An 18,543-nucleotide genomic window follows, 5' to 3' on the forward strand; every position below is an offset into this window, starting at 1 on the left:
AGTTGTTTAGCATCAGTAGTTTAGCGTAATTTCGGTCAGGTCAGAAAAGCTGAGCACTGTACTGCCGCTGCACCGAAAAGCTGGAGGCCGCAAGGCGCGCACCACGAAATATCCGGCTGACCGTAAGACCGAACGAGCGCCGCGACCTCATGTACGTGGATGACCGCTGGACCATTTAGGAGAGGCCGTCTCCAGCCCCGAGGGATGAACCAAAGGGGCCGCGTTCCGCCTGTCGTCATTGGACCGAATACGGCCAAGAATGTCCCTCGCACTTTGTCGACGAACGTCTGCTGGCGACCGACTGCCATCACTCTGCCCGTGTTTTCTAGGTCCTCGGAGCATCCTCGCAAAGTCGCGCTGCCCCTTTGAAAGGGCGCTATTTTTCATGTTTTCGAGATCTTCGCACGTCCGGCGAGGATCGCGAGCCCATTGCTCGAAGCGCGCCATGTCGATGACTCCACGTCTCCAATGTCGTGCCTAGGTCGGTAGGGAACTGCGCAGAGCTAGGCCGCGTCAGGCCGGGAACGCGGATGCGGCTTACAGCGTCCGCGAGCAGCGGAGCGGGTAGAATTCGCGCAGGCGCCTAGGTAGGCCTCTTCGTAACTTGGGAGCCCTGCAGAAAGCTAAGTTATTGATTTGTTGGGAATTTGTGGTTGCTTCGAATCCGATCGCTCCGGCCAAAGAAATCAAAGGGTTACCAGTTTAGGTCTGTAACTCTTTTTCTTTTCTGACGCTTGTGTAACCGCCATGTAACCGGAATTCTTGTTGCTCCGCAGCGGAACGCGATAGGTATTTTCAATCGTGTCACGATTTCAGCTAACTATAATTTGTCGGTTTCGGCTCAATTTTTGCGCTGAAGTGCCGTTAGACCGGCAACCATTTCGCCGCGTGACTGCAAAGTGGGCCGCAGTAGTCATTGAATTTTCAGTGACCTGCGTTAATTAATGCAGTGTGGCGCACAATGTTATTTGCGAGAGAAGCAGACAATGTGCGTAGCGGCGTCGCACGGATTCACGAAAGCTAAAACTTGATGGCAAAAGGCTCGCAACACCCAGCGAAGGTCCCCGCTCCCCGCAAAGGAGATGGCGTCGTGATCGATGTGGTTCACAGACCTGGAACAGATTCGTCGGACGGTTCTTTCCAGTTCGGGCTTGACCTTAACGAGGTGCCTGTGCCCTCGCGTCGCTACATTGCGGACGTAGGATGCGTGGTTCAGTCGCGCGGTGAAGTGAAGTTGATTTTCGGACAGGAGCGCATTGGAACGTCATCGCTTCGCTCTATGCTGATCGTCCAGATGTCGGAGCTTGGTGCCAAGCAGTGCTTGCAGTCGTTTGTCGCGATGAGCCCCTCGCTTACGGACATCGCGGGAACAGTCGGTGTTGAGTCCGAAAAACTGTCTGTTGATTTGGTTGAGCCTGATCAAGCAGTGTCGTTTGCCGCGAACTTCGTAGCTGCGGCAATTGTTGGCGCGGAGGCTTGCTTGGATTTCTACCACGCCTCCCCGTTCGCATTGCGCTCTGTGCATCTCAGTAAGAAGTTGAGCGTCGAGCCTGTCGTTCGGGTTGACATCCGCTTATCGCTGCTCATGGCGATGATCGACGAGCTTGAGCGGATTGAATCTCAGGCTAACGTCGCCGCCTAGGGAGACAGGAAATGTTTGGTTTCGAAAAATTTAGTGTTAGCGCGTGGACCGAAAGTGGGCTTACCACGCAACCGAAGCACATTCAAGAGACGAAGCCTAAGCGTCGCTCAGGCTCGTGGAAAATTGTTGCGTCTGTCTTGATGGCGACCGCCACGGCTACCTCAACGCTGGCTATGGCAGGCGGCAATGCTCAGGGCGGAACTGCCGAAGATCTGCAGTTGCTCAGATCTGCCGATGCCACACAGGCAACGGGTGCACGGCGGATGGTGTCGCTGCTCACTAATGAATGGCATGCGAGCGCGAGCGATCTGCTTAAAGCCGGTATCGCGCCGACCATGTCGGATGATGTGCGAGCTCTCGCGCTCCAAGTTATTTCCGACCAGAAAAATGACGAGCACGACGATATTGACGCGTGGGCGCGTTCCTTGGTCGAGGGCATGTTCAGCTAAATGCACGCATCACACACTGGCGCATGTGCCAGTTGCGCATGTAACGACTGGGACTACGATAAGTACGACAAAGGCGCCACGGTCAAGACGCGATGTTTTGATCTTCTTGTGAATTTGCGGACGAAGCGATTGTCGCCAAGCGCGGCGGTAGATACTCGTCCTATTCACGCGGCCATGTTCAAGAATCTGACGCACCCGGACTGCCCGTATTTCGCTGGGCAGTACCGGGGCTCACGCGACTGCCTTGTTAACTACGAGGTGCACGTGGGCAACGCAAGCACGGAGCCCTCGTCGAATGTCGCCGTAGCAATGGCGAAACTTGCAACGCAGATTCAGGAAGACCTGACGGCAGTGCGAGCACCATCGAACTTGCCCCCTGCCGAAGCGCTCGTAAGTCGGCTAGACGTTGTCCTTGACAGGATGGTCGATTTTTTGGCGATTCACCCGTATGCCAACGGAAACGGCCACATGCAAAGATTTGTCGTCTGGTGCTTTTTTGCCGCGATGAATTTTTGGCCTAAAAAGTGGCCGATGGATGAAAGGCCGCCGAGGCCGTACGATGACTTCATCAGGCTTTATCGCCTCGGCGTAAAGGATCCACTTCGCCAATACATGCTGGGGCTCTTAAAACGCTGACGTACCGTCGCTAGAACAGCAGCAAGAGTCGGTCAGCATCAATTCGGAACTGCAACGGCTAACTGAAGGTTAGCTGTTGATTTCCCATCGCGTCGCGCGCAATCCGATCGCCGCGCATTGCCGTCGCGACAGTCGGCATATCCGTCACGCACCAGTAACGTACCCCTCAGCCAGGGTCTCCTTGGCGAACTGGCACCGAAAGCGACATGTTGGCACCTATACTCAAATCGCTTTATACAAAGGCTAGTGGCACACAATCGCTGCCTGGCACGCTACACTGCTCGCTGTACCCCTGACAGTCACTGGCACGCTATGAGCACCAAAGCGACTCTCGCACATCATCGTTCCGAGACTGGTGAACCATCCTGGCACTTCTATGAAGAAGTGTTCGAAGCGGGCGTGGTGTATCTGGAGCTGCAGGGTGTCAGCGTCGAACTGCACACGCGGGAGCAAGGTGGCGCGGATGTTGTGCTGCGCCTGCCGGTCGCAACGGCCAAGCAGCTCGGGTTGCATACCAGCGTATCACCCGACCGGTGGAAGAGCGCATCCGACGACAAGTGATAGGGGCGCCCATGATCGAACGCAGGCTAATCCACCTGGCGACCGCCATTGGGGCGGCCTTGTGGCTCGTGCGTATCGCCTTTTCAAGATCGGAACGTCGCAGGCTCGATGCGGCAATACAAGCGCTTGACAGCGTGACGGCTTCCCAAGGACACGCAGAAAAATCGCACAGAACGACATGTTCGCGCAATGCGATCTGACCGCGCCCTCTGCCGGCGAAGGGTGGCCCGCTGTGCAACCGCTCGAGCAGAAATCGGGGTGCCGTCAATAAAGGGATTTTTTCGTACGCCAGGCGCTCACGGAGTGCACCGTGAGCGTCGCTGATCGACCCATTCCCGTCGTTGAGTCAGTTTCTCCGAATGTCACAGCCTCGCTCGAAAGCGGCCCCACACCGCCGGCGTCGGACCTCGCCGGTTCATGCACCTGTATCTTTGACTGTTATCGGGGCGAGAACAAGCGCCATGCCAAACGCAGTTGCACAAGGTCTGCCGGCTATCTCGGAAATAACGCCTTGGGAATGGATCAAAAGTGGACTAATATTGGAGTAACCGTGGACCTGCCAGAGTCCCAGCGGTCCGCCTTTACGTTACCTGATGGAGGCAGCATGCCTGAACTTCGACTTAACATTCCTTCAGACGTTATCTCCGCAATTAATGATGAACTTAAGATAGCTCAAAAAAATATCACTGGTGGCACCGGAAAGGAGCTCTCGGCGACCGACATCGGTCGTGACGCCCTTGCGGTCTACAAATGGGTTGTGGATCAAACGGCGAAGGGTAAGACGGTCGTCGCTACGGATTCAAGTCTGGACACTTTTGTCCAGATTTCGACTCCGAACCTTCCTGCGCCAACGTTTCTCAAGGAGAAGGGTTAAGGGACGAATGAATCCACGCGAGGTAAGGGACGAATGAATCCACGCTGGGTTTGCGCCCTCAAGGCGAGAAATTATTACGTGATTTCGCTCTGAGAGGTAGTAACCCAGCCTCTCTGGCTCATTCCGGATGAGGCAGACCGATGGCAAATGACAAAAAGGTCGAGGTTCCGCCACCACTCGAACCAATCGGAAGTTCCAGGGTATTTCAAGATAAGGTTAGTCCCATTGGTGAAGCTACAGGGGCCGAACCGCCATCACAAGGCCGGACCAGGGAATGGATCGCTCTTTGGCTTGTCGGGCTCCTTTGTACCATAGTGGCACTTACTTTCGTTGCGCTTTTTTTGATCGACCGTCTTCATACCGATCCCAAAGATGCTTTCCAGAATCTGAAGGGGGTTCTTGACGTGCTTGTCGGGCCCATCGTCACTCTGCTGTCCTCTGTTGTGGGATTCTACTTTGGCTCTCGAACAGCGCAATCCGCCGCCGCTATGGGAGCCGGCAAAACGAGCGGGACGGCAGACGCGGGAGGATCTGGCGGAACGAGTGGGGCGGCGGATTCGAGAGGATCCGGTGGAGCGAGTGTTACTTAGTTGATTCCGATCTTGTTGCGCATCCTCGTCAGTCTTCAGGGCCGAGAGGGGAGTCCATATGGCGATCTTCAATGCAAACAACGTAGATGTCTATGATTCTGGCACCAAGTACCTGCCCGTGTGGACAGTTGGCGTCGTCGTGGCATCTGTCGTGGCTGCCTCGTTTTTCCTCCCCATCGATCCGCCTCGCCCTGACAATGTTGTCTATGTCGAAACAGCAAAATACTCCTCACATTATGAAATTCCTAGCGATTCCCTTTTCGATTTCGATTCGCCCATATTAAGAGACGACGCGATACAGCTGATATCGTCTATTGCGACAAAGCTTAAAAAAACCGGGGAGCATACCTCGATTCTTGTGATTGGACACGCCGATTCAATCGGGTCTGCCGAATACAACTTGCAGCTTTCTAAGAAGCGCGCAATTGCAGTCCGTGACAAAATCATTGAGGTGGCAGGGTTCAAGAAGGAAGACGTGCAGGCCATTGGAATCGGGGCCGACAATCCGATAACAGGCGCGGAGCAGTGCACTAGGGAATCCAATCCAGAGAAAAGGAAAGACTGCGAAAAGCCAAATCGACGCGTCGAAATATGGTATAGACCCCAGACCAACCAGAACCCGCCATAACAGCTTGCTGTATCGGTTCGTCGCGCAGCCACGGTCAACGAATTTTAAGTGCGACAGGCGCGGCAACTGTGCTCTGCCTTGTCGTTCTCTCACCATCCCCGCCGTTGGTTCAGAGGGAAGTAATTTCTGCGACTGGCTGAAGTGATTTCAGTCTTACGCGATGTGCGGCGCACCCCCAGCAAAGGGGACGAATTGTTCCAGACAAAGGCGTCAACGGCCGGAATCGCCATTCAAATCTGAGCCGTCGTACACGGCGCTAGATAAACCAAGCAGGCTCGTCGGACGTACTACCGGCAGCTCGGCGCTTGACCAAATGGCAGTGCGTCGCGTATCGGCAGACGTCTGCCATGCGACTTGGAACGACCATTTATGGCCGGGTTCTGCCTAATGGCGAACGCTGGCACCTGGCCGCCACCGGGCCGTCGGCGAATGCATCAAACCGACCCCAAGCAGCCGTTAGACGTGTCGATCGCCGAATGGCCGGTTAGGGATCGCAGCGGACGCATTTGCCCGGCGCTACACCTAATTCAAGAAGGGGTGCGTTGATCAACAGACGGTAGCTAGCTACTGGCTTTTCAGATACTGAACGATAGCAGCACGGTTACTGGCGTCGGGCACAGCCTCCGTCATTTTTCCTCCGGGCACATATTTCTGCGGATTTTCTAGATAGTCATTAAGCGCCTGATCATCCCACACGCCTGGCTTCCTTTTTAAAGCATTCGAATACGGATAATGCGTACTTGCGATTTTCCGGCCATATACGCCCGAAAGAGAAGGTGCCATAGAATTATTTGGAGTCGGACCACTCTGATGGCATTTTACACATTCGGCTTGAAACACGGATTTCCCATTGGTCTGGGCCGACGTTTGAACTGGAAGAGCGCCACAAATTCCACTCGCGACGAGTAAGCTGATCAATTTTAACATTATTGCCTCCTAGTTCGTCACTTGTTTGGCCTATTTGCAAAATTAAAATACGCCTCACTTATCTATGCCGGTATTTCCTGGCAAAAATCCGATGTTTTTAATCGTTGACATCTTCTCATCCGGGCACATTGGAATATTTCCCTGCGGATCATAGAAAACACAATCTTGTATTTGTGCATTCTGCACAAATGTTTGATAATCAATGAGAGTTAAGCTGGCAGCTGGAGACAACGAGAAAATTACGCCCTTTTGCTGATCACTGAACACATACCAAAAATTCGCTACATCCTCGGCGGCATTCAGTGGAACGCTCCAGATGGAACTACTCGAAAAATAAGGGTCATTTTTGAATGCGGCCCGACAGCGTCCCTGGCCAGCAGCAACGAAGTTTGGTACAGGCATTGGTACGAATCCGCGGGACTTTTTATAACATCTTAATTTCCATTGGATGCCATCCCAAACGTAGTCATTTTCTGGACCAACGTGTCCCTTAGGTAGCATTTCGTCAAAGCGGCTCGTATAAGACCCCTCATCGTCGGGAGACACAAAAACGGTAACCTGCGCCCCTTTGTCCCAGTCGTACCAAAGCTGACAATACAACGGTGCCAACTCTTGTCCCATCATAATACATTCGCTATTAACCTGGTTGGTCCACGTTGGCACGGGTATTCCATTCAAATCCGGAAGGATTCCGGGTATCAATCTTTGGATATCGCCGAACACACAACTGGTAAACGCCTCCTGCGGCACCTCGGACATACCTTGCAAGAGGTCAACAAGTGTCAGCATCGTACTCGTCACCGAGCCGACGCTCTTCGCGCGATCACAGACTTGTAATATTCCTGGCCAATCGGTATTGGCGTTGTTGGAGATCTCACAAAAATCAGACAGATAATAGGCGCCGAAAATCGGGATTAACGCCTCATTATCTTGCCTTGTCGTCATCACTCGCGCCAACGCGTTTGATGCGGTGTCACACCAAACCCACGTGCCCCCGGGACCATTATTCTTATCTGCCGGTGGGATCTTATTTTTAAGAACAAATGCATCCCTGCTTCGCCCAATCACGTTCCAAGAGCCTACGTGCGTAAATCCGTAATCAGCGAGGAAATTGGCTCCCGGGACAACCACCGATGTGCTGAACGGACCAAACGCATTGCTCGGCACTCCGCCGAGCTGGTCAGGTGTGGAAACCAAGCTCCACCAACTGGTTACATCGCCTTCAGTCCGAAAAAGGACGTCAAAATATTTTAAACTTTCCAGCAAAAATATCTGATATCGAATTTGGCGGTTGCTGGGATCGGTTTCTTTGTAAGTGACGTAAGCTACCGCTAACTGATCACTTGGCTTAACTGGACCAACTTGGCCGCCAGGTGGAGTTAGCAATACCGTTGCAGTCCAGGCGTTTGCGAGCGTAGGGGGTTGCAGGCGACCGTTGGGGAACAATTTCATTCCGATTTCGGTGGGCGACGGCACAGGGATACAGGGGTTGGTATTCATTTCCTCTCCCAAAATATTCTTTATTCAACTGCCGCTCTCAACGGCATCCTTACAACGTGTCGCGAAAAAGCGGCCCCTTAGCGAATCTGAAAACAAAGAGTAGCGCAGGAAAAGCTACGGCATCTATGTTGCGTCACTTGGAAGGTACAGCAATAATCCCCCAAATAAAATCATTTTGAACATATTCACCGGGAACTAGTATCTTTGAATCGATGGGCCCAACAGGATATTTCTTCGGATCAAGCACGATCTGATCAAGCCCGTGGTTACCGTCTTTATCAAAGGAGGCGTACGCATGGCAACTAATGCAAGATGATCGAAGGATCGGTACATTCGCTGTGATTCGCTCGATGACGGAGTTCCCAAGTATCGTCGGCGTGCTGCTGTTTGCTTCTATGTAGTCTGTCTGAGAGCCTTTCAGACAATAATTTTGCCAGACCGGGTCAATAGCTGCATTTTTAAACATGGCCAAGAGGGATTCGGATTTCTTACAATCGCCGTAGTTCTGGTTGGCAAGACCATTCGGAGGTGTATTCGATGACACGGCGCCAAACGAGTCGTGACAACCGGTATCATCGCATCTCCCGGGGTTCATTTTGTTTTCGAAATCAGACCAAACCCACTGTTTTATTTGCTTAGTACTAAAATGAAACGAAAGGAGGGCAAAGTCCGCATTAGTCTTTCCATCTGTCGCGGTGTTTACGTAAAAATTATGACGAATATCGGCTTCGGTCAGAGTGAGGCCTTCCGTTTTTTTAAGCCACGCAATTAGGTCTGCAACCTTCATCCAATCCCCCTTGAACTCAACAGCGTCTGTTGGCAGGTTAACTGCCAACTTATTTGCATAAGCTGTCGCTAGCCCTTGCGCGTTGTATAGATTGTTCGAAACTATATATTGATATGAGGCCCAATTCCGACGCACTTCTTCCCCGATGCATACGTTCGCCGGCAAGCCGAGCTTCGGATCTGTATTTGACGGAGGATTGCATTCCGAAGGAGAGATGATTAACGGTTTTTGTACGGCGATCCGATGAGCGGTTCCCAACAAGCTGGCTTGAAGTCTCTTGGGAGTTCCGGGTGCGGGCCAGCGGGGGGGTGACGTGTGATAAATGTCGTTATCAGAAGCCCATGTCTCGAACTCAACTTGAGACGAATTTGGGTTCCCTGACGGAGCAGTGACTTGCACGAAGGTTTGCCAAGCAAGTTGGTCGGACGATTGCCCCCATGGCAGTATGGTTCCTTGGCAATAGGCAAACGGGATCTGCAGGCATAGGGCCCCTGCACCTATAAGCAACAGAATTCTTTTCATTGTCGGCTCCGCAGGCCACGAACATGGCGGGATCGTTCACTCAAAAACCTAGGCTTGGCAACCTTCAGCTATCCACTGGTTAAACAGCTCGATTTGTTGTGGAGGCCACGGCGCGTCGGGTGGCATTTCGCCAGAAGATAGTTTTGCGTAAACTTTCTTGGCATGGTCTGGATTGCACATCCACGATGAGTCGCTAAGTGGAACACCTCGGCGGGTCATGCACTGTATATCAGTATTTCTAAAGAGTGGGAGAATGTCTTTGCTGTAAGTCAAGACGACATTTTGAGCGAAAGCGGAACCGGCTGATTCAGTAAAGGTGCCGTTAAATTGGTTGAAAGACAAATCAGGATTTGTAATGTTTGTTATAATCGTGCTATTTTTAAAATCCTCGACGTGAACGACTGTGGTTTTGTCGGCCTCCTGCCATGTGACTAGAAAAAGGAGGTCTCCAATTGGTATGACCCGAATGTCTACGGTTTCTGACTGACCACGCTCGCCGTCCGAAAGAATATCGGTGTAAGTAAGAGAACTTGCTGAAGTGAAAAACAATTCTACTCGAAACGCACCGAAATCTACCAAATAACGATGCCCTGCCGCAGGAAAGGCTGTGTTCATTCGACCGCTCCTTTTTTGCTTTTTATTGAGAACCACAGATCGACCTGGACTCGAAGCCCAAGTTTGATGAAACGAATTTTCCTACGCTAACTCTAGCTTCGGGCGGATCACGCTGATGGATCTAAAGCGCCAGCGTCCGAGCCCTCTAATCCCGCAGCGGCACATTTCGATGGAGTATAGGTAAACGTTAACGGTGTGCAAACTAGCAATCCGTCGCGTTGCCGACTTTTATCCAAGCCCGCGCCCGCGCGCAGTTGGCTCCAGAGGAGCGGTGGAGTCTCGCGAGGCCGTTGTTTAGTCGGGTAGCAATGTTGTGTGCGCTTCCGCACAGTCCGATTTACGATGTGCTTTCGTTTCTGTCCGGCTCAACTACGATTCAACAACCCGATCTTTCCCGCACGCTCCCAATTTGAACAATAAACATGGGCGATCAAGCATATTCCTGAGCAGCACGAGATCCCACCCTCTCATGCGGCGGCTTTTCCGTTATGTTGGAGTACCAGTCTCAACAATTCCGTAGTCGTGCAGTTGATCGAACAGGACGGAAGAGGTCTGGAGCGATAGATTTTCTCGATACGTATTGCGCCGAGCGTACATAGCTAATCACAGCCAAAGGGAAATCAGAATGTCAGTGGACAAGAAATTAATCAGAGAAATGGCCGACGCTGGCCGGAAAATATATCTGGCCGAAGAGCATGACCCAAAACTTGGGCCGTTGCGCTGGCTGCCGGGCACATGGAAAAACACCTCGGAGCTAGAGGGCCATGGATTCAATATTATTTCACTTCCGTTTAGCACGTCGCCAAATGGATACAGATTGCAAATGAATCAATATGATGAGGTATTGAACTTTATAGTGGCGGATGTCGGGGTGCCAAACCGTGGGGTGAAGCAACTGCCAGATGGAACATCGGTGCAAACCGATCAGACCGCCGTTGCGTTGAGTTACAGTCAAATCATTACTCAAAGGTCACATGAGGACTCTTATCTTGTGAGCGTCAACGGTCCTGACTCAACACTAGGCAAGACCGATATATCGGACAAATTCAACGGCCAAGGGATACATCACGAACCTGGCCTATGGATTTGCATGACAGATCAAAATATTTCTGATGAAAGCGGTGTCGAATTGTCCGTGGCACGCATGGGGAGTATTCCACACGGAAATAGCTTTATCGCCGTTGGGTCTGCAAGCACATCAAATTGGGAGCAGCTTGACGAAAAGCAAAAGAGGCCTCCTATTCCTCGCATAAATGGAGTAGTCGTTGGTGGCGGATCTAATCCTGCTGAACGCGCACTCGACCCAATAAGAAATTCTGCAGGTGATATCATTAATGGGGATTATTTTGCTCCGTACAGATATTTCCATCAGAATCCATTCAAGGGGAAGAATCCGGAAATAAATGGGTTTAGCGGATTTGAGCCGGTCGATCCCACTCTTCTTTTGAGACAAAGTTTCGACAATTTTCTAAAAAAAATAGGAACCATCAAGCAAGTAACAACTCTTCGGGTTGATAGCACAATTGATCATTCCGGCATCAATAGGGTAATAAACCCTAGCATCGGAAACACGCCATTCATAGCCCGACAAGCCGACACCACAGCGATGAATTGCACGTTTTCTATATATGAGATAGAGGACTCAAAAACCGGAGCCTTGAGATACTTCCTTCAATACGCTCAAAACGTCATCTTGGATTTTATCAACCGACCGGACGGACATCCGGGCAGAGCGAGGTGGCCTCACATATCCATTAATACGTTGGAGCGTGTCGAGGCCGCAGCGAGGACGGAATCATTAATGGAGAGTTTGCCGTCGCGGTGACCTGCGCTTACCGATTTCCACCAGTTGAAGTTTGAGTCTGGCTGTTATTGAGGCGGAATGACGAGAGACATTGGCTTGTTCGAGAGCCGCTATCAAACATCAGTATCGGCCCAGACTGTCGTAATCATCTTCGGCAGTGAACCCAAGATTTTGGCGAGGCATCCAAAAATCCGCTCTGGGCCAGCGGCGCTCAGCGCGATAGAGCCGCTGGCGCAGTTCTACGTGATGTTCCGCGGCGTTTTGAAGAGTTTGAGCATAACCGGCCAGCTGATCTGAGTCGCCGGATAACCACGCGGCAATTGCAGCTCCGCCGTGTAATCCTGACAGCATCGCCAGCGTGACACCGGAGGATGACATCGGATCGAGGCTGAGAGCCGCATCTCCGACTGCAATCCAACCCGCGCCCGTAACCCGGTCAAGTTTCCCGACGGAGGCATTGCGCAGCACGAGCTTGCTTCTCAGCTGCAACTGGAGACTTCGTAGCCACCGGGACACCTCTTGCGAGGCGCGTAAAGCCCGCTTCATCGCACCGTCCTGTGCTGCCTGAGCAGGATCACAGACGAGCCAGACCGCAACTCCGCCCATCGGAACCGGAACGGCAAAAAGCCATCCGAGTTCGACGCCTTCAACGATTGCGGTCGTTGGATGGTCTGTGATTCCCGGTGGCGCTTCGAAGCAACAGCCAATTGCGACCTGTCGGGTCTGCGTAATTCGCCTCGCCCCCAGCCGCCTTGCGACATGCGCGGCAATCCCTGTGGCGTCAATGATGCCCTTGGCTTTGAGCTGCTTCCCGCACTGCCCGTCTCTAAGCGTGAGGACGTGCAGCGCACCGTCGAAGCGGACACTCTGCATCCGTCCTTCCATGACAATACCGCCGTCGCTCTGGAACACGCTCTCCAGCCGTCGATCGAACCTCGCACGATCCAGAATTGCGCTTTCGCCATAGGGATGGAAGATGCTGCTGCGCTCCTGGGCGGCGCCCATTCCCCACGCTGACCGGACCCCTCGCAAAGACAGGTGATGCTCGCTACGGAGTTCGTCACCGATGCCAAGCCGGCAGAGTAACGGATGGCACGAAGCGGATAGCGTCTCGCCCCAGCGGGGCACGGCGTCGGCCAAGCCGGCCACAGCGACAGACAGACCAGCCCGGCGCGACGTAATGGCCGCGGCAAGACCAGCCGGTCCACGGCCGACGACCAGCACGTCCCACGCGCCGTCGTCAGTGCGCGGCACCGTTGCCCCTCAGGCGAGCCCGCGGATAGAGCGCCGGGTCCGGGAGGAGGTCGGCCGTGACCCGCTTGCCACGTTCAGTGTTGAGTTGGGGCAGCGGGCAACCAGCTGTGATCCAATCGATAGTGACCTGGCGATGCGTCGCTCCGCCAGAGTGCGGCGCTATCTCCTCGAAGGCCTGTCCCATTGTGCCGTTCGGTGCAAGAAGAGTGGTCACGAACGGACTAGTCGACGGGTCACCCTTGATGACGAGCTTGTTGTCAGGATCTGAAATTGCCTTCATGAACTCGATGACTGCCACAGACCCATCGTCGTGGACATGCTGAAACCACTTGGCGACCGACCAGTCTACGCGCTGCCCGTCTAAATCGATTCCGACGAGCGTCCTAGTTTTGTGCGCTTCAGCGTTGACCTGGCGAGACTGCAGGGACTCAATCGTCTCCGCCATCAGGACCTGAACAGGTACGGTCGGCCGGGAACGCCTCTGCTTGTCAGGCATGGGGCAGCCATCCTGAGTCCATTGACGCCAGATTGCCAGCTCGTCGTCGGTGAACACCTTAAACATTGGGCCCTCGAAGGAGGTTCGACGAAAGAACGAACTCTGTTCGGCACGCCCCGGAACGAAAAAGCCGCCGTCGACGAGCGCTTTCATGAAATCCGCCGGCTGCTCGAACCAATCGTTGATGTAGTTATCGCCCAACTTGCGTGAACCGTGATTTTGCGAGGCGTAGGTCTTTTTCTGGACGATGAGGTCTTCGATCTGGTTCGCGGTCGACTCCGGCGACTTGAGTCGCGCATTGATGTCGCTACCCAAGTCACCGATGTTGCCAAATGCAATGAACCCCGTCCAGATCCGTTTCCATGCTTGCTGCATCGCAACCGGCCCCCCAAGCTGGAGAACCTTGTCGAGGTATATCTTCACCGCCTGCTTGGCTTTCGCCCCGTGCCCCGATGCGGCGTTGTCTATACCGACGTGAAGCACATAAAAGTGTGGATCAATTCCGAAATACTGCAGCCGCCTGATCCCCGGTTTGAGGCTGACCACCGTCCACTCGAGCTGGAGGGTGAACCCGAGCAGCTCGGGATAAAAGAGGCGAGGGAATTGCGCAAGGGCAAGCTCCATAAGAGGCACGGTGAATGCCGAGTCGAGCAGACGTGGGTCCAGAGCGTATTCGAGCGAACGCGGATCCGGAAGGTAAATGCCTTCCTGACGCATGAGATCGGTATAGAGATTGCAATGACTATGCGCCACGTTGCCATTGCCCGCCTCGTCGCTCCAGATTTCGAAGAGACAAGCGTCGACCTCATCGAGTGGGCCCGGCGGGGTGATGGAGTGTATCCACGCTCCGTCGTTCTGGTTGAATGGCGCCATCTGAAGTATCCGGTACCGGACATCTTCCCGCGTTCGATACAACTCATCTGTTCCTGGATCATAGGCATCGTTTGCCTCGACCAGCTCGGTGTAGATTTCGTTGAGCCTGGCCTCGAAAGCTTCTTCCGAGTAGTCAAAAAACCTGTTTGTATCGGCAAAGTCCTGCGACTCCTGCATTTTCCAGGCACGGTCGAGAAAATCTTGCGCGATCTGGCGAGCCTTCGGCAGGAAATCCGGATACTTGTCGATATTCGACAGATAGTAGTAAAAACGCCGGTAATCCATCCCCAGATAGGGGTCGCGCTCGGTTTCGATAAAAACGCGCTCGTGTGTCGAGACATGAGTTGGCATGCTGACGACAAAGCCAAGACCGCTCCAAAGCTCGACCATTCCAGCGTCACCCTCCCAGCCATCCTTCGCAGCTGAGGGATATTCGACAAGTCCCCGGGCCCAAGGCTGGCGAAGGGAGAGTCTGTCGGCCATGAGCTCTTGCGGATCCACGGACCATTCGCCTTTGTCAGGATGAAGACTTTTTCGATCGGGACCCGCTGCATCGCGAATGACGCGCTCAAACTCAGCTTCGGTGACCACGTCGTCGGGTCGGGCGATCGGCCACCAGGCAGTATTGCATTCGTAGAAGTCAGCCTGCCAGGGGCATGCCATATAGCAGGTGATGCCGCCTGCGGCGATGTTCGGGTTCAGGCGGAAAGGCTCAATGTACATGGCCTTGTCTTCGGCGATGTAGGTCATTTCGATGCCTGGATAGAACGCGCCACCGACGCAGGGTTCGAGCGCTGCCCTTGTGAGTGCAGCTGGTCGTTCGGAGAGCTTCAGCTCGTTCAGGAACGCCGCAGCCGGAGGCCCTTGCCAGTCAGCGACGAAGTTGCCATTCGCCCACGCCTTGAGTATCGCGTGCTGCGATGGTCGCAAGCGCAGCCATTGCTTTGGATCACCCTCGGTGGGTCCGTTGTTGTCGCCGGCGAGCGCAGGCATGAACTGGTAGTTTGCCTGGTCCTTGGCGTCTTGGCTTTCGAGCGGCAAATTAGGATCTCGGACGTGCGCGAAAATGGACTGACGAATCTCTTTAGATTCCACAGTATTGGTCGACAGGACCGCAAGGCTTCTGCTGTTGAAGAAATCTCCACCTTTGCCGGCGCCGTGGCCTCGATAGGCCAAGCCGTTCACCCACGGATATCCGCTAAGACGCTTGAGAATCGGGTAGACATGCCTGGTGAATGAAACCTCTTGGGGTATTGCCCCTACTGGATCCCACGCGTATTCCATCACATCGTAGAGCGTGACGATATTTTCGAGCTCCGGCGTGTACTTCGGTGGGACGCAGAGCACGCGGGCCGGTTCGGCGACGAAGTCCCGACCATCAGGCAGTCGTACTTTCGCCGAAACGGGGCCATCGGATGTGTCGTCGTGCCAGTCGTTGTTGTTGGCGTAGTTTCCGATGAGCTTTCCTTCCGGCACGGAGGCTGAATGGCCGAAGCCACCGAGGACGACGAGACGGCCGTCTTCGTCCGTCAGTAATTCGCCCAGTGGAACGCTAGTGCCGCGAAACTGGCCGTTATCAAAGCGATAAGCCGGTCCGCGTACACTGCGCCCGACAATCGAACGAGAACCGGGTCTGATTTCCAGCGAGTCGCGATCCGTGACCTCGCGGTTCCGCGGCAGGTCCAAGCGGCCAAAGCGTCCAAGAAACTCAAAAAAGGACGCTTTCGTGTTTGCAAGTTCCACTGTCCATTCGATCTGGGCATCGTCAGCGGTGAGCTCGGCAACCACCTCGCCATTTTCGTCGAGTCCATAGATCCGGAATCGGGCACCCTGGCGCTTGATTCTGCCGTGTTTGTCCTTGAATCCGCCTGCTGGCCGCGGCGGTTGGCCAACCGATTCTGGACCAAGGAAATATTCCTCCGTGCTGTTGCCCAGTCTCGCGATACCAATGGATGGTGCGATGATGACCTTGCAGACTTGCGACATTGTGTCCATGCTTTTTCCTTCATTTTTCTTGATTTTGGGCATGCCAAAGTCCCTTCGCCGCGATTCGCTGGCGTAGTGCAAGCTCGAGAAATTTACGCGCTCAGGCCGGTGCTGGGGCGGTCTTCAGTGCGTGGAGCAACTTGTTTCCCGACGGTGTCCCCAGACCGGTGCAGGCATCCCAGCCCACGCCTGCCGCGTAGGCGCCGTTGTTACCCACCGTGATATCGTTGAGAACACCACTAGCACAGCTGGCGTAGAGCGTCGGGTTGAGGAAGCCGACTCGCGTGCCGAGCGCTTGGTTGATCCTGACAATCAGGCTGGCCCACAGCGGTGCGGATGCACTCGTGCCGCCGATGGGTTCGACATGCTTGCCACTTACGTGCATCACGACAATGCCAGTGTAGGGGTCGGCGACTGCCGCCACATCGGGGATGCCGCGGCCGATGTTGTGGGGTGGGTTCGCGCAGACGGGCACCCCCACACCCTGCTGATACGGCGGCAGCCCGAAGATTGAACTGATACCACCACCTCCCGCGCCACCGGACGGTACGCGAGCATAGTCATTCCAGACGACTTCACTTGCGATACGTGGCACGGTCCCGTTCGTCACCTTTAAGGTCGTCCCGCCGACACCGAGTACCCACGGGCTCGAAGCAGGAAAGTCGGCGTGCGCCCCCGATGACTCATCGTCCCGCGAGCCGTCGTCGCCCGAGGCCACGCAGACAGTAATGCCTTTGCCACGTGCCGCCTCGAGAGCCTCATTCACAACCTTGATGCTCGCGTCGGTCCACCGGCCCAACGGACCACTCTCGGGGTTTCCGTAACTAATCGAGATAACAGAAATCTGGTTCCCGTCCGTGATGGCCTGAGAGATCGCTTCCGCCCAACCCTGCGCGCTGAATTCGGTGAAGTAGACAAAGATCTTCGCGGCAGGCACCAGTGCGCCGACGACGCACAGATCCAGCATCACCTCTCCGGTCGAATCGCCCCGCTGTGACGATTGCGGTGAGTCAGGGCCTGGGGCGTTGCCCGGTCCCTGCACAACGACAGGGGTAATGGAAGGCATTTGGCCGCCAAGCGCCTTCGTAAAGTAGGTTTCCAGCGCAGCCCCGCTATAGCCCCCGCGTGGGTCAGAGTTTGGGTCAGTGCTGTCTCGGCCATTGAACGCGAACACTGCGATGTTCTGGCCCTCGCCAGCGTATTCGTTAGGAAAGTCGTACAAAGTGGCTATTTGGCCCGGGAAGAACGTTCCCGGCCACTGGTTCGTCAGCGCTGGGGCGGCGTCCAACGCCGGGAGATTGGGGGCGAAGTGCGTGCAGACGCGCCTCGGTCGGCCGACTGGTCGCGTATCCAGACCTTCCACGGTCGCGATGATCGTATACATCTCATCGGGAACGTAGACCTTGCCCTCTCGTCCCCGGAAGTGACCAAGCTCCGGGTGTTCGAATTCGCCCAATTCGACACCGAAGGCCTTCTCGATGTCAGCGATCGTGCCTTCAACGAGGACCCGTCGCCTCGGGATGCTGGCGTCAATCACGCTCAAGCCGGCGGTTTGGGCAAACTTCTCAATCGCGGCAAGGTCGTCTGCCGATGCCCCGTAAACTTGGTTGAACTCTTCGTCCTGGAGGTAAGCACGCGTTGTGACAGCTTGAGTGTCCAGCGCGTTGACCTTCTTCAAGGCCTGCGGTGAGGGACGAGGGTTTCGGCGGGCGAAGATGCTAAGCCGAATCTTGGCATTAGGGTCGGGGCTCTTCAGCTTCGTGGCGTCGGGCACAGCCGCACGATTGCTTCCACGAATGGCAATCCGGCCAGACGGTTGTTCTGCAGTCTTGTCCATGGTTTTCCTTCGCGCCAAATCGGCGACCTGGCCGCATCATTGAACCGCCCCGGATTTTGTGGAGGCTCCAACTCTTGAGAGAATGGAGCCATGAACAAGAAGGTAACCAAGTTTTCCCCGGAAGTCCGAGAGCGCGCGGTGCGCTTGGTGCGCGAGCAGCGTAGCGAACATCCGTCGATGTGGGCGGCGATCGAATCGATTGCGCCGATGATCGGCTGCACACCGCAGACACTGCACGAGTGGGTCAAGCGCGACCAGGTCGACCACGGTGAGCGCGATGGCGTGACCACAGACGAGCGCGAGCGCCTTAAGGCCCTGGAGCGCGAAGTCAAGGAGTTGCGTCGTGCCAACGAGATTCTCAAGGTCGCGAGCGCGTTTTTCGCCCAGGCGGAGCTCGACCGCCGTTTCAAGTCGTGAAGGCCTTCATCGATCAGCATCGCGACACCTTCGGGGTCGAGCCGATCTGCAAGGTCTTGCGGATTGCCCCGTCGGGTTACCGACGCCATGCCGCGCAGCTTCGTGATCCGTCGCGGCGCTCTGTTCGCGCAATCCGCGATGAACG

Annotated in this window: 14 protein-coding genes, 1 pseudogene and 1 other annotated feature; of the genes and pseudogenes, 8 read left to right on the forward strand and 7 right to left on the reverse strand. The window is 54.8% G+C overall.

Going from position 1 to position 18,543, the window contains the following annotated elements; genetic code table 11:
- The first annotated feature begins 1,090 nt into the window (after window positions 1-1,090).
- The 6 genes from EVC45_RS10420 (at window position 1,091) to EVC45_RS10445 (ending at window position 5,380) form a co-directional block, all read left to right on the forward strand.
- Window positions 1,091-1,642 (forward strand): hypothetical protein, encoded by a 552-nt coding sequence (locus EVC45_RS10420; protein WP_129957911.1) that lies wholly within the window; start codon window positions 1,091-1,093, stop codon window positions 1,640-1,642.
- Window positions 1,643-1,653: 11 nt separating this feature from the next.
- Window positions 1,654-2,091: a hypothetical protein gene (locus EVC45_RS10425; protein WP_129957912.1), complete on the forward strand. Its 438-nt coding sequence runs from the start codon at window positions 1,654-1,656 to the stop codon at window positions 2,089-2,091.
- A 174-nt stretch (window positions 2,092-2,265) separates the two neighbouring features.
- On the forward strand, window positions 2,266-2,727 hold the full coding sequence (locus tag EVC45_RS10430) for a hypothetical protein (protein ID WP_168991439.1): 462 nt from the start codon (window positions 2,266-2,268) through the stop codon (window positions 2,725-2,727).
- A gap of 312 nt (window positions 2,728-3,039) precedes the next feature.
- On the forward strand, window positions 3,040-3,288 hold the full coding sequence (locus tag EVC45_RS10435; protein ID WP_129957914.1) for a hypothetical protein: 249 nt from the start codon (window positions 3,040-3,042) through the stop codon (window positions 3,286-3,288).
- Window positions 3,289-3,598: 310 nt separating this feature from the next.
- Complete coding sequence (locus EVC45_RS10440; RefSeq protein ID WP_129957915.1) at window positions 3,599-4,162, forward strand: hypothetical protein; 564 nt, start codon at window positions 3,599-3,601, stop codon at window positions 4,160-4,162.
- 648 nt (window positions 4,163-4,810) lie between these two features.
- Window positions 4,811-5,380, forward strand: a complete 570-nt coding sequence (locus EVC45_RS10445; protein ID WP_129957916.1) for an OmpA family protein — start codon at window positions 4,811-4,813, stop codon at window positions 5,378-5,380.
- A gap of 564 nt (window positions 5,381-5,944) precedes the next feature.
- Here EVC45_RS10445 and EVC45_RS10450 read toward each other — a convergent pair.
- From EVC45_RS10450 to EVC45_RS46155, 4 genes are all read right to left on the reverse strand, one after another.
- Window positions 5,945-6,307, reverse strand: a complete 363-nt coding sequence (locus EVC45_RS10450; protein ID WP_129957917.1) for a cytochrome c family protein — start codon at window positions 6,305-6,307, stop codon at window positions 5,945-5,947.
- Between the two features lie 54 nt (window positions 6,308-6,361).
- On the reverse strand, window positions 6,362-7,807 hold the full coding sequence (locus EVC45_RS10455) for a hypothetical protein (RefSeq protein ID WP_129957918.1): 1,446 nt from the start codon (window positions 7,805-7,807) through the stop codon (window positions 6,362-6,364).
- Between the two features lie 133 nt (window positions 7,808-7,940).
- On the reverse strand, window positions 7,941-9,116 hold the full coding sequence (locus EVC45_RS10460) for a hypothetical protein (protein ID WP_129957919.1): 1,176 nt from the start codon (window positions 9,114-9,116) through the stop codon (window positions 7,941-7,943).
- Window positions 9,117-9,164: 48 nt separating this feature from the next.
- A complete protein-coding gene (locus EVC45_RS46155) occupies window positions 9,165-9,731 on the reverse strand; it encodes a hypothetical protein (protein WP_211193398.1) in 567 nt (188 codons plus the stop codon).
- A 625-nt stretch (window positions 9,732-10,356) separates the two neighbouring features.
- Here EVC45_RS46155 and EVC45_RS10475 point away from each other — a divergent pair.
- Window positions 10,357-11,556 carry a heme-binding protein gene (locus EVC45_RS10475; protein ID WP_211193399.1) on the forward strand — a complete coding sequence of 400 codons (1,200 nt, stop codon included), beginning with the start codon at window positions 10,357-10,359 and terminating at the stop codon, window positions 11,554-11,556.
- 99 nt (window positions 11,557-11,655) lie between these two features.
- Here EVC45_RS10475 and EVC45_RS10480 read toward each other — a convergent pair whose 3' ends face one another.
- From EVC45_RS10480 to EVC45_RS10490, 3 genes are read right to left on the reverse strand one after another with little or no spacing between them, the layout of a single operon-like run.
- A complete protein-coding gene (locus EVC45_RS10480) occupies window positions 11,656-12,789 on the reverse strand; it encodes an NAD(P)/FAD-dependent oxidoreductase (protein ID WP_129957920.1) in 1,134 nt (377 codons plus the stop codon).
- On the reverse strand, window positions 12,776-16,186 hold the full coding sequence (locus EVC45_RS10485) for a LodA/GoxA family CTQ-dependent oxidase (protein WP_129957921.1): 3,411 nt from the start codon (window positions 16,184-16,186) through the stop codon (window positions 12,776-12,778). The genes EVC45_RS10480 and EVC45_RS10485 overlap by 14 nt, the downstream gene beginning before the upstream one ends.
- Before the next feature lie 58 nt (window positions 16,187-16,244).
- Window positions 16,245-17,981 carry a protease pro-enzyme activation domain-containing protein gene (locus EVC45_RS10490; protein WP_129957922.1) on the reverse strand — a complete coding sequence of 579 codons (1,737 nt, stop codon included), beginning with the start codon at window positions 17,979-17,981 and terminating at the stop codon, window positions 16,245-16,247.
- Between the two features lie 90 nt (window positions 17,982-18,071).
- Between EVC45_RS10490 and EVC45_RS10495 the strand changes: the two are divergent.
- Window positions 18,072-18,543 (forward strand): annotated as a pseudogene (locus EVC45_RS10495) (transposase); the annotation flags it as partial.
- Window positions 18,353-18,469 (forward strand) — a sequence feature (AL1L pseudoknot). Its footprint overlaps the pseudogene before it by 117 nt.

The organism is Paraburkholderia sp. UYCP14C (assembly GCF_004197395.1).
Classification (GTDB): domain Bacteria; phylum Pseudomonadota; class Gammaproteobacteria; order Burkholderiales; family Burkholderiaceae; genus Paraburkholderia.

Excerpts from the sequence above, each read along its gene's own strand:
- EVC45_RS10460 (WP_129957919.1), bottom strand. The coding sequence starts at position 9,116 with ATGAAAAGAATTCTGTTGCTTATAGGTGCAGGGGCCCTATGCCTGCAG.
- EVC45_RS10490 (WP_129957922.1), bottom strand. The coding sequence starts at position 17,981 with ATGGACAAGACTGCAGAACAACCGTCTGGCCGGATTGCCATTCGTGGA.
- EVC45_RS10430 (WP_168991439.1), top strand. The coding sequence starts at position 2,266 with ATGTTCAAGAATCTGACGCACCCGGACTGCCCGTATTTCGCTGGGCAG.
- EVC45_RS46155 (WP_211193398.1), bottom strand. The coding sequence starts at position 9,731 with ATGAACACAGCCTTTCCTGCGGCAGGGCATCGTTATTTGGTAGATTTC.
- EVC45_RS10445 (WP_129957916.1), top strand. The coding sequence starts at position 4,811 with ATGGCGATCTTCAATGCAAACAACGTAGATGTCTATGATTCTGGCACC.
- EVC45_RS10475 (WP_211193399.1), top strand. The coding sequence starts at position 10,357 with ATGTCAGTGGACAAGAAATTAATCAGAGAAATGGCCGACGCTGGCCGG.
- EVC45_RS10485 (WP_129957921.1), bottom strand. The coding sequence starts at position 16,186 with ATGCCCAAAATCAAGAAAAATGAAGGAAAAAGCATGGACACAATGTCG.
- EVC45_RS10435 (WP_129957914.1), top strand. The coding sequence starts at position 3,040 with ATGAGCACCAAAGCGACTCTCGCACATCATCGTTCCGAGACTGGTGAA.
- EVC45_RS10425 (WP_129957912.1), top strand. The coding sequence starts at position 1,654 with ATGTTTGGTTTCGAAAAATTTAGTGTTAGCGCGTGGACCGAAAGTGGG.
- EVC45_RS10455 (WP_129957918.1), bottom strand. The coding sequence starts at position 7,807 with ATGAATACCAACCCCTGTATCCCTGTGCCGTCGCCCACCGAAATCGGA.
- EVC45_RS10450 (WP_129957917.1), bottom strand. The coding sequence starts at position 6,307 with ATGTTAAAATTGATCAGCTTACTCGTCGCGAGTGGAATTTGTGGCGCT.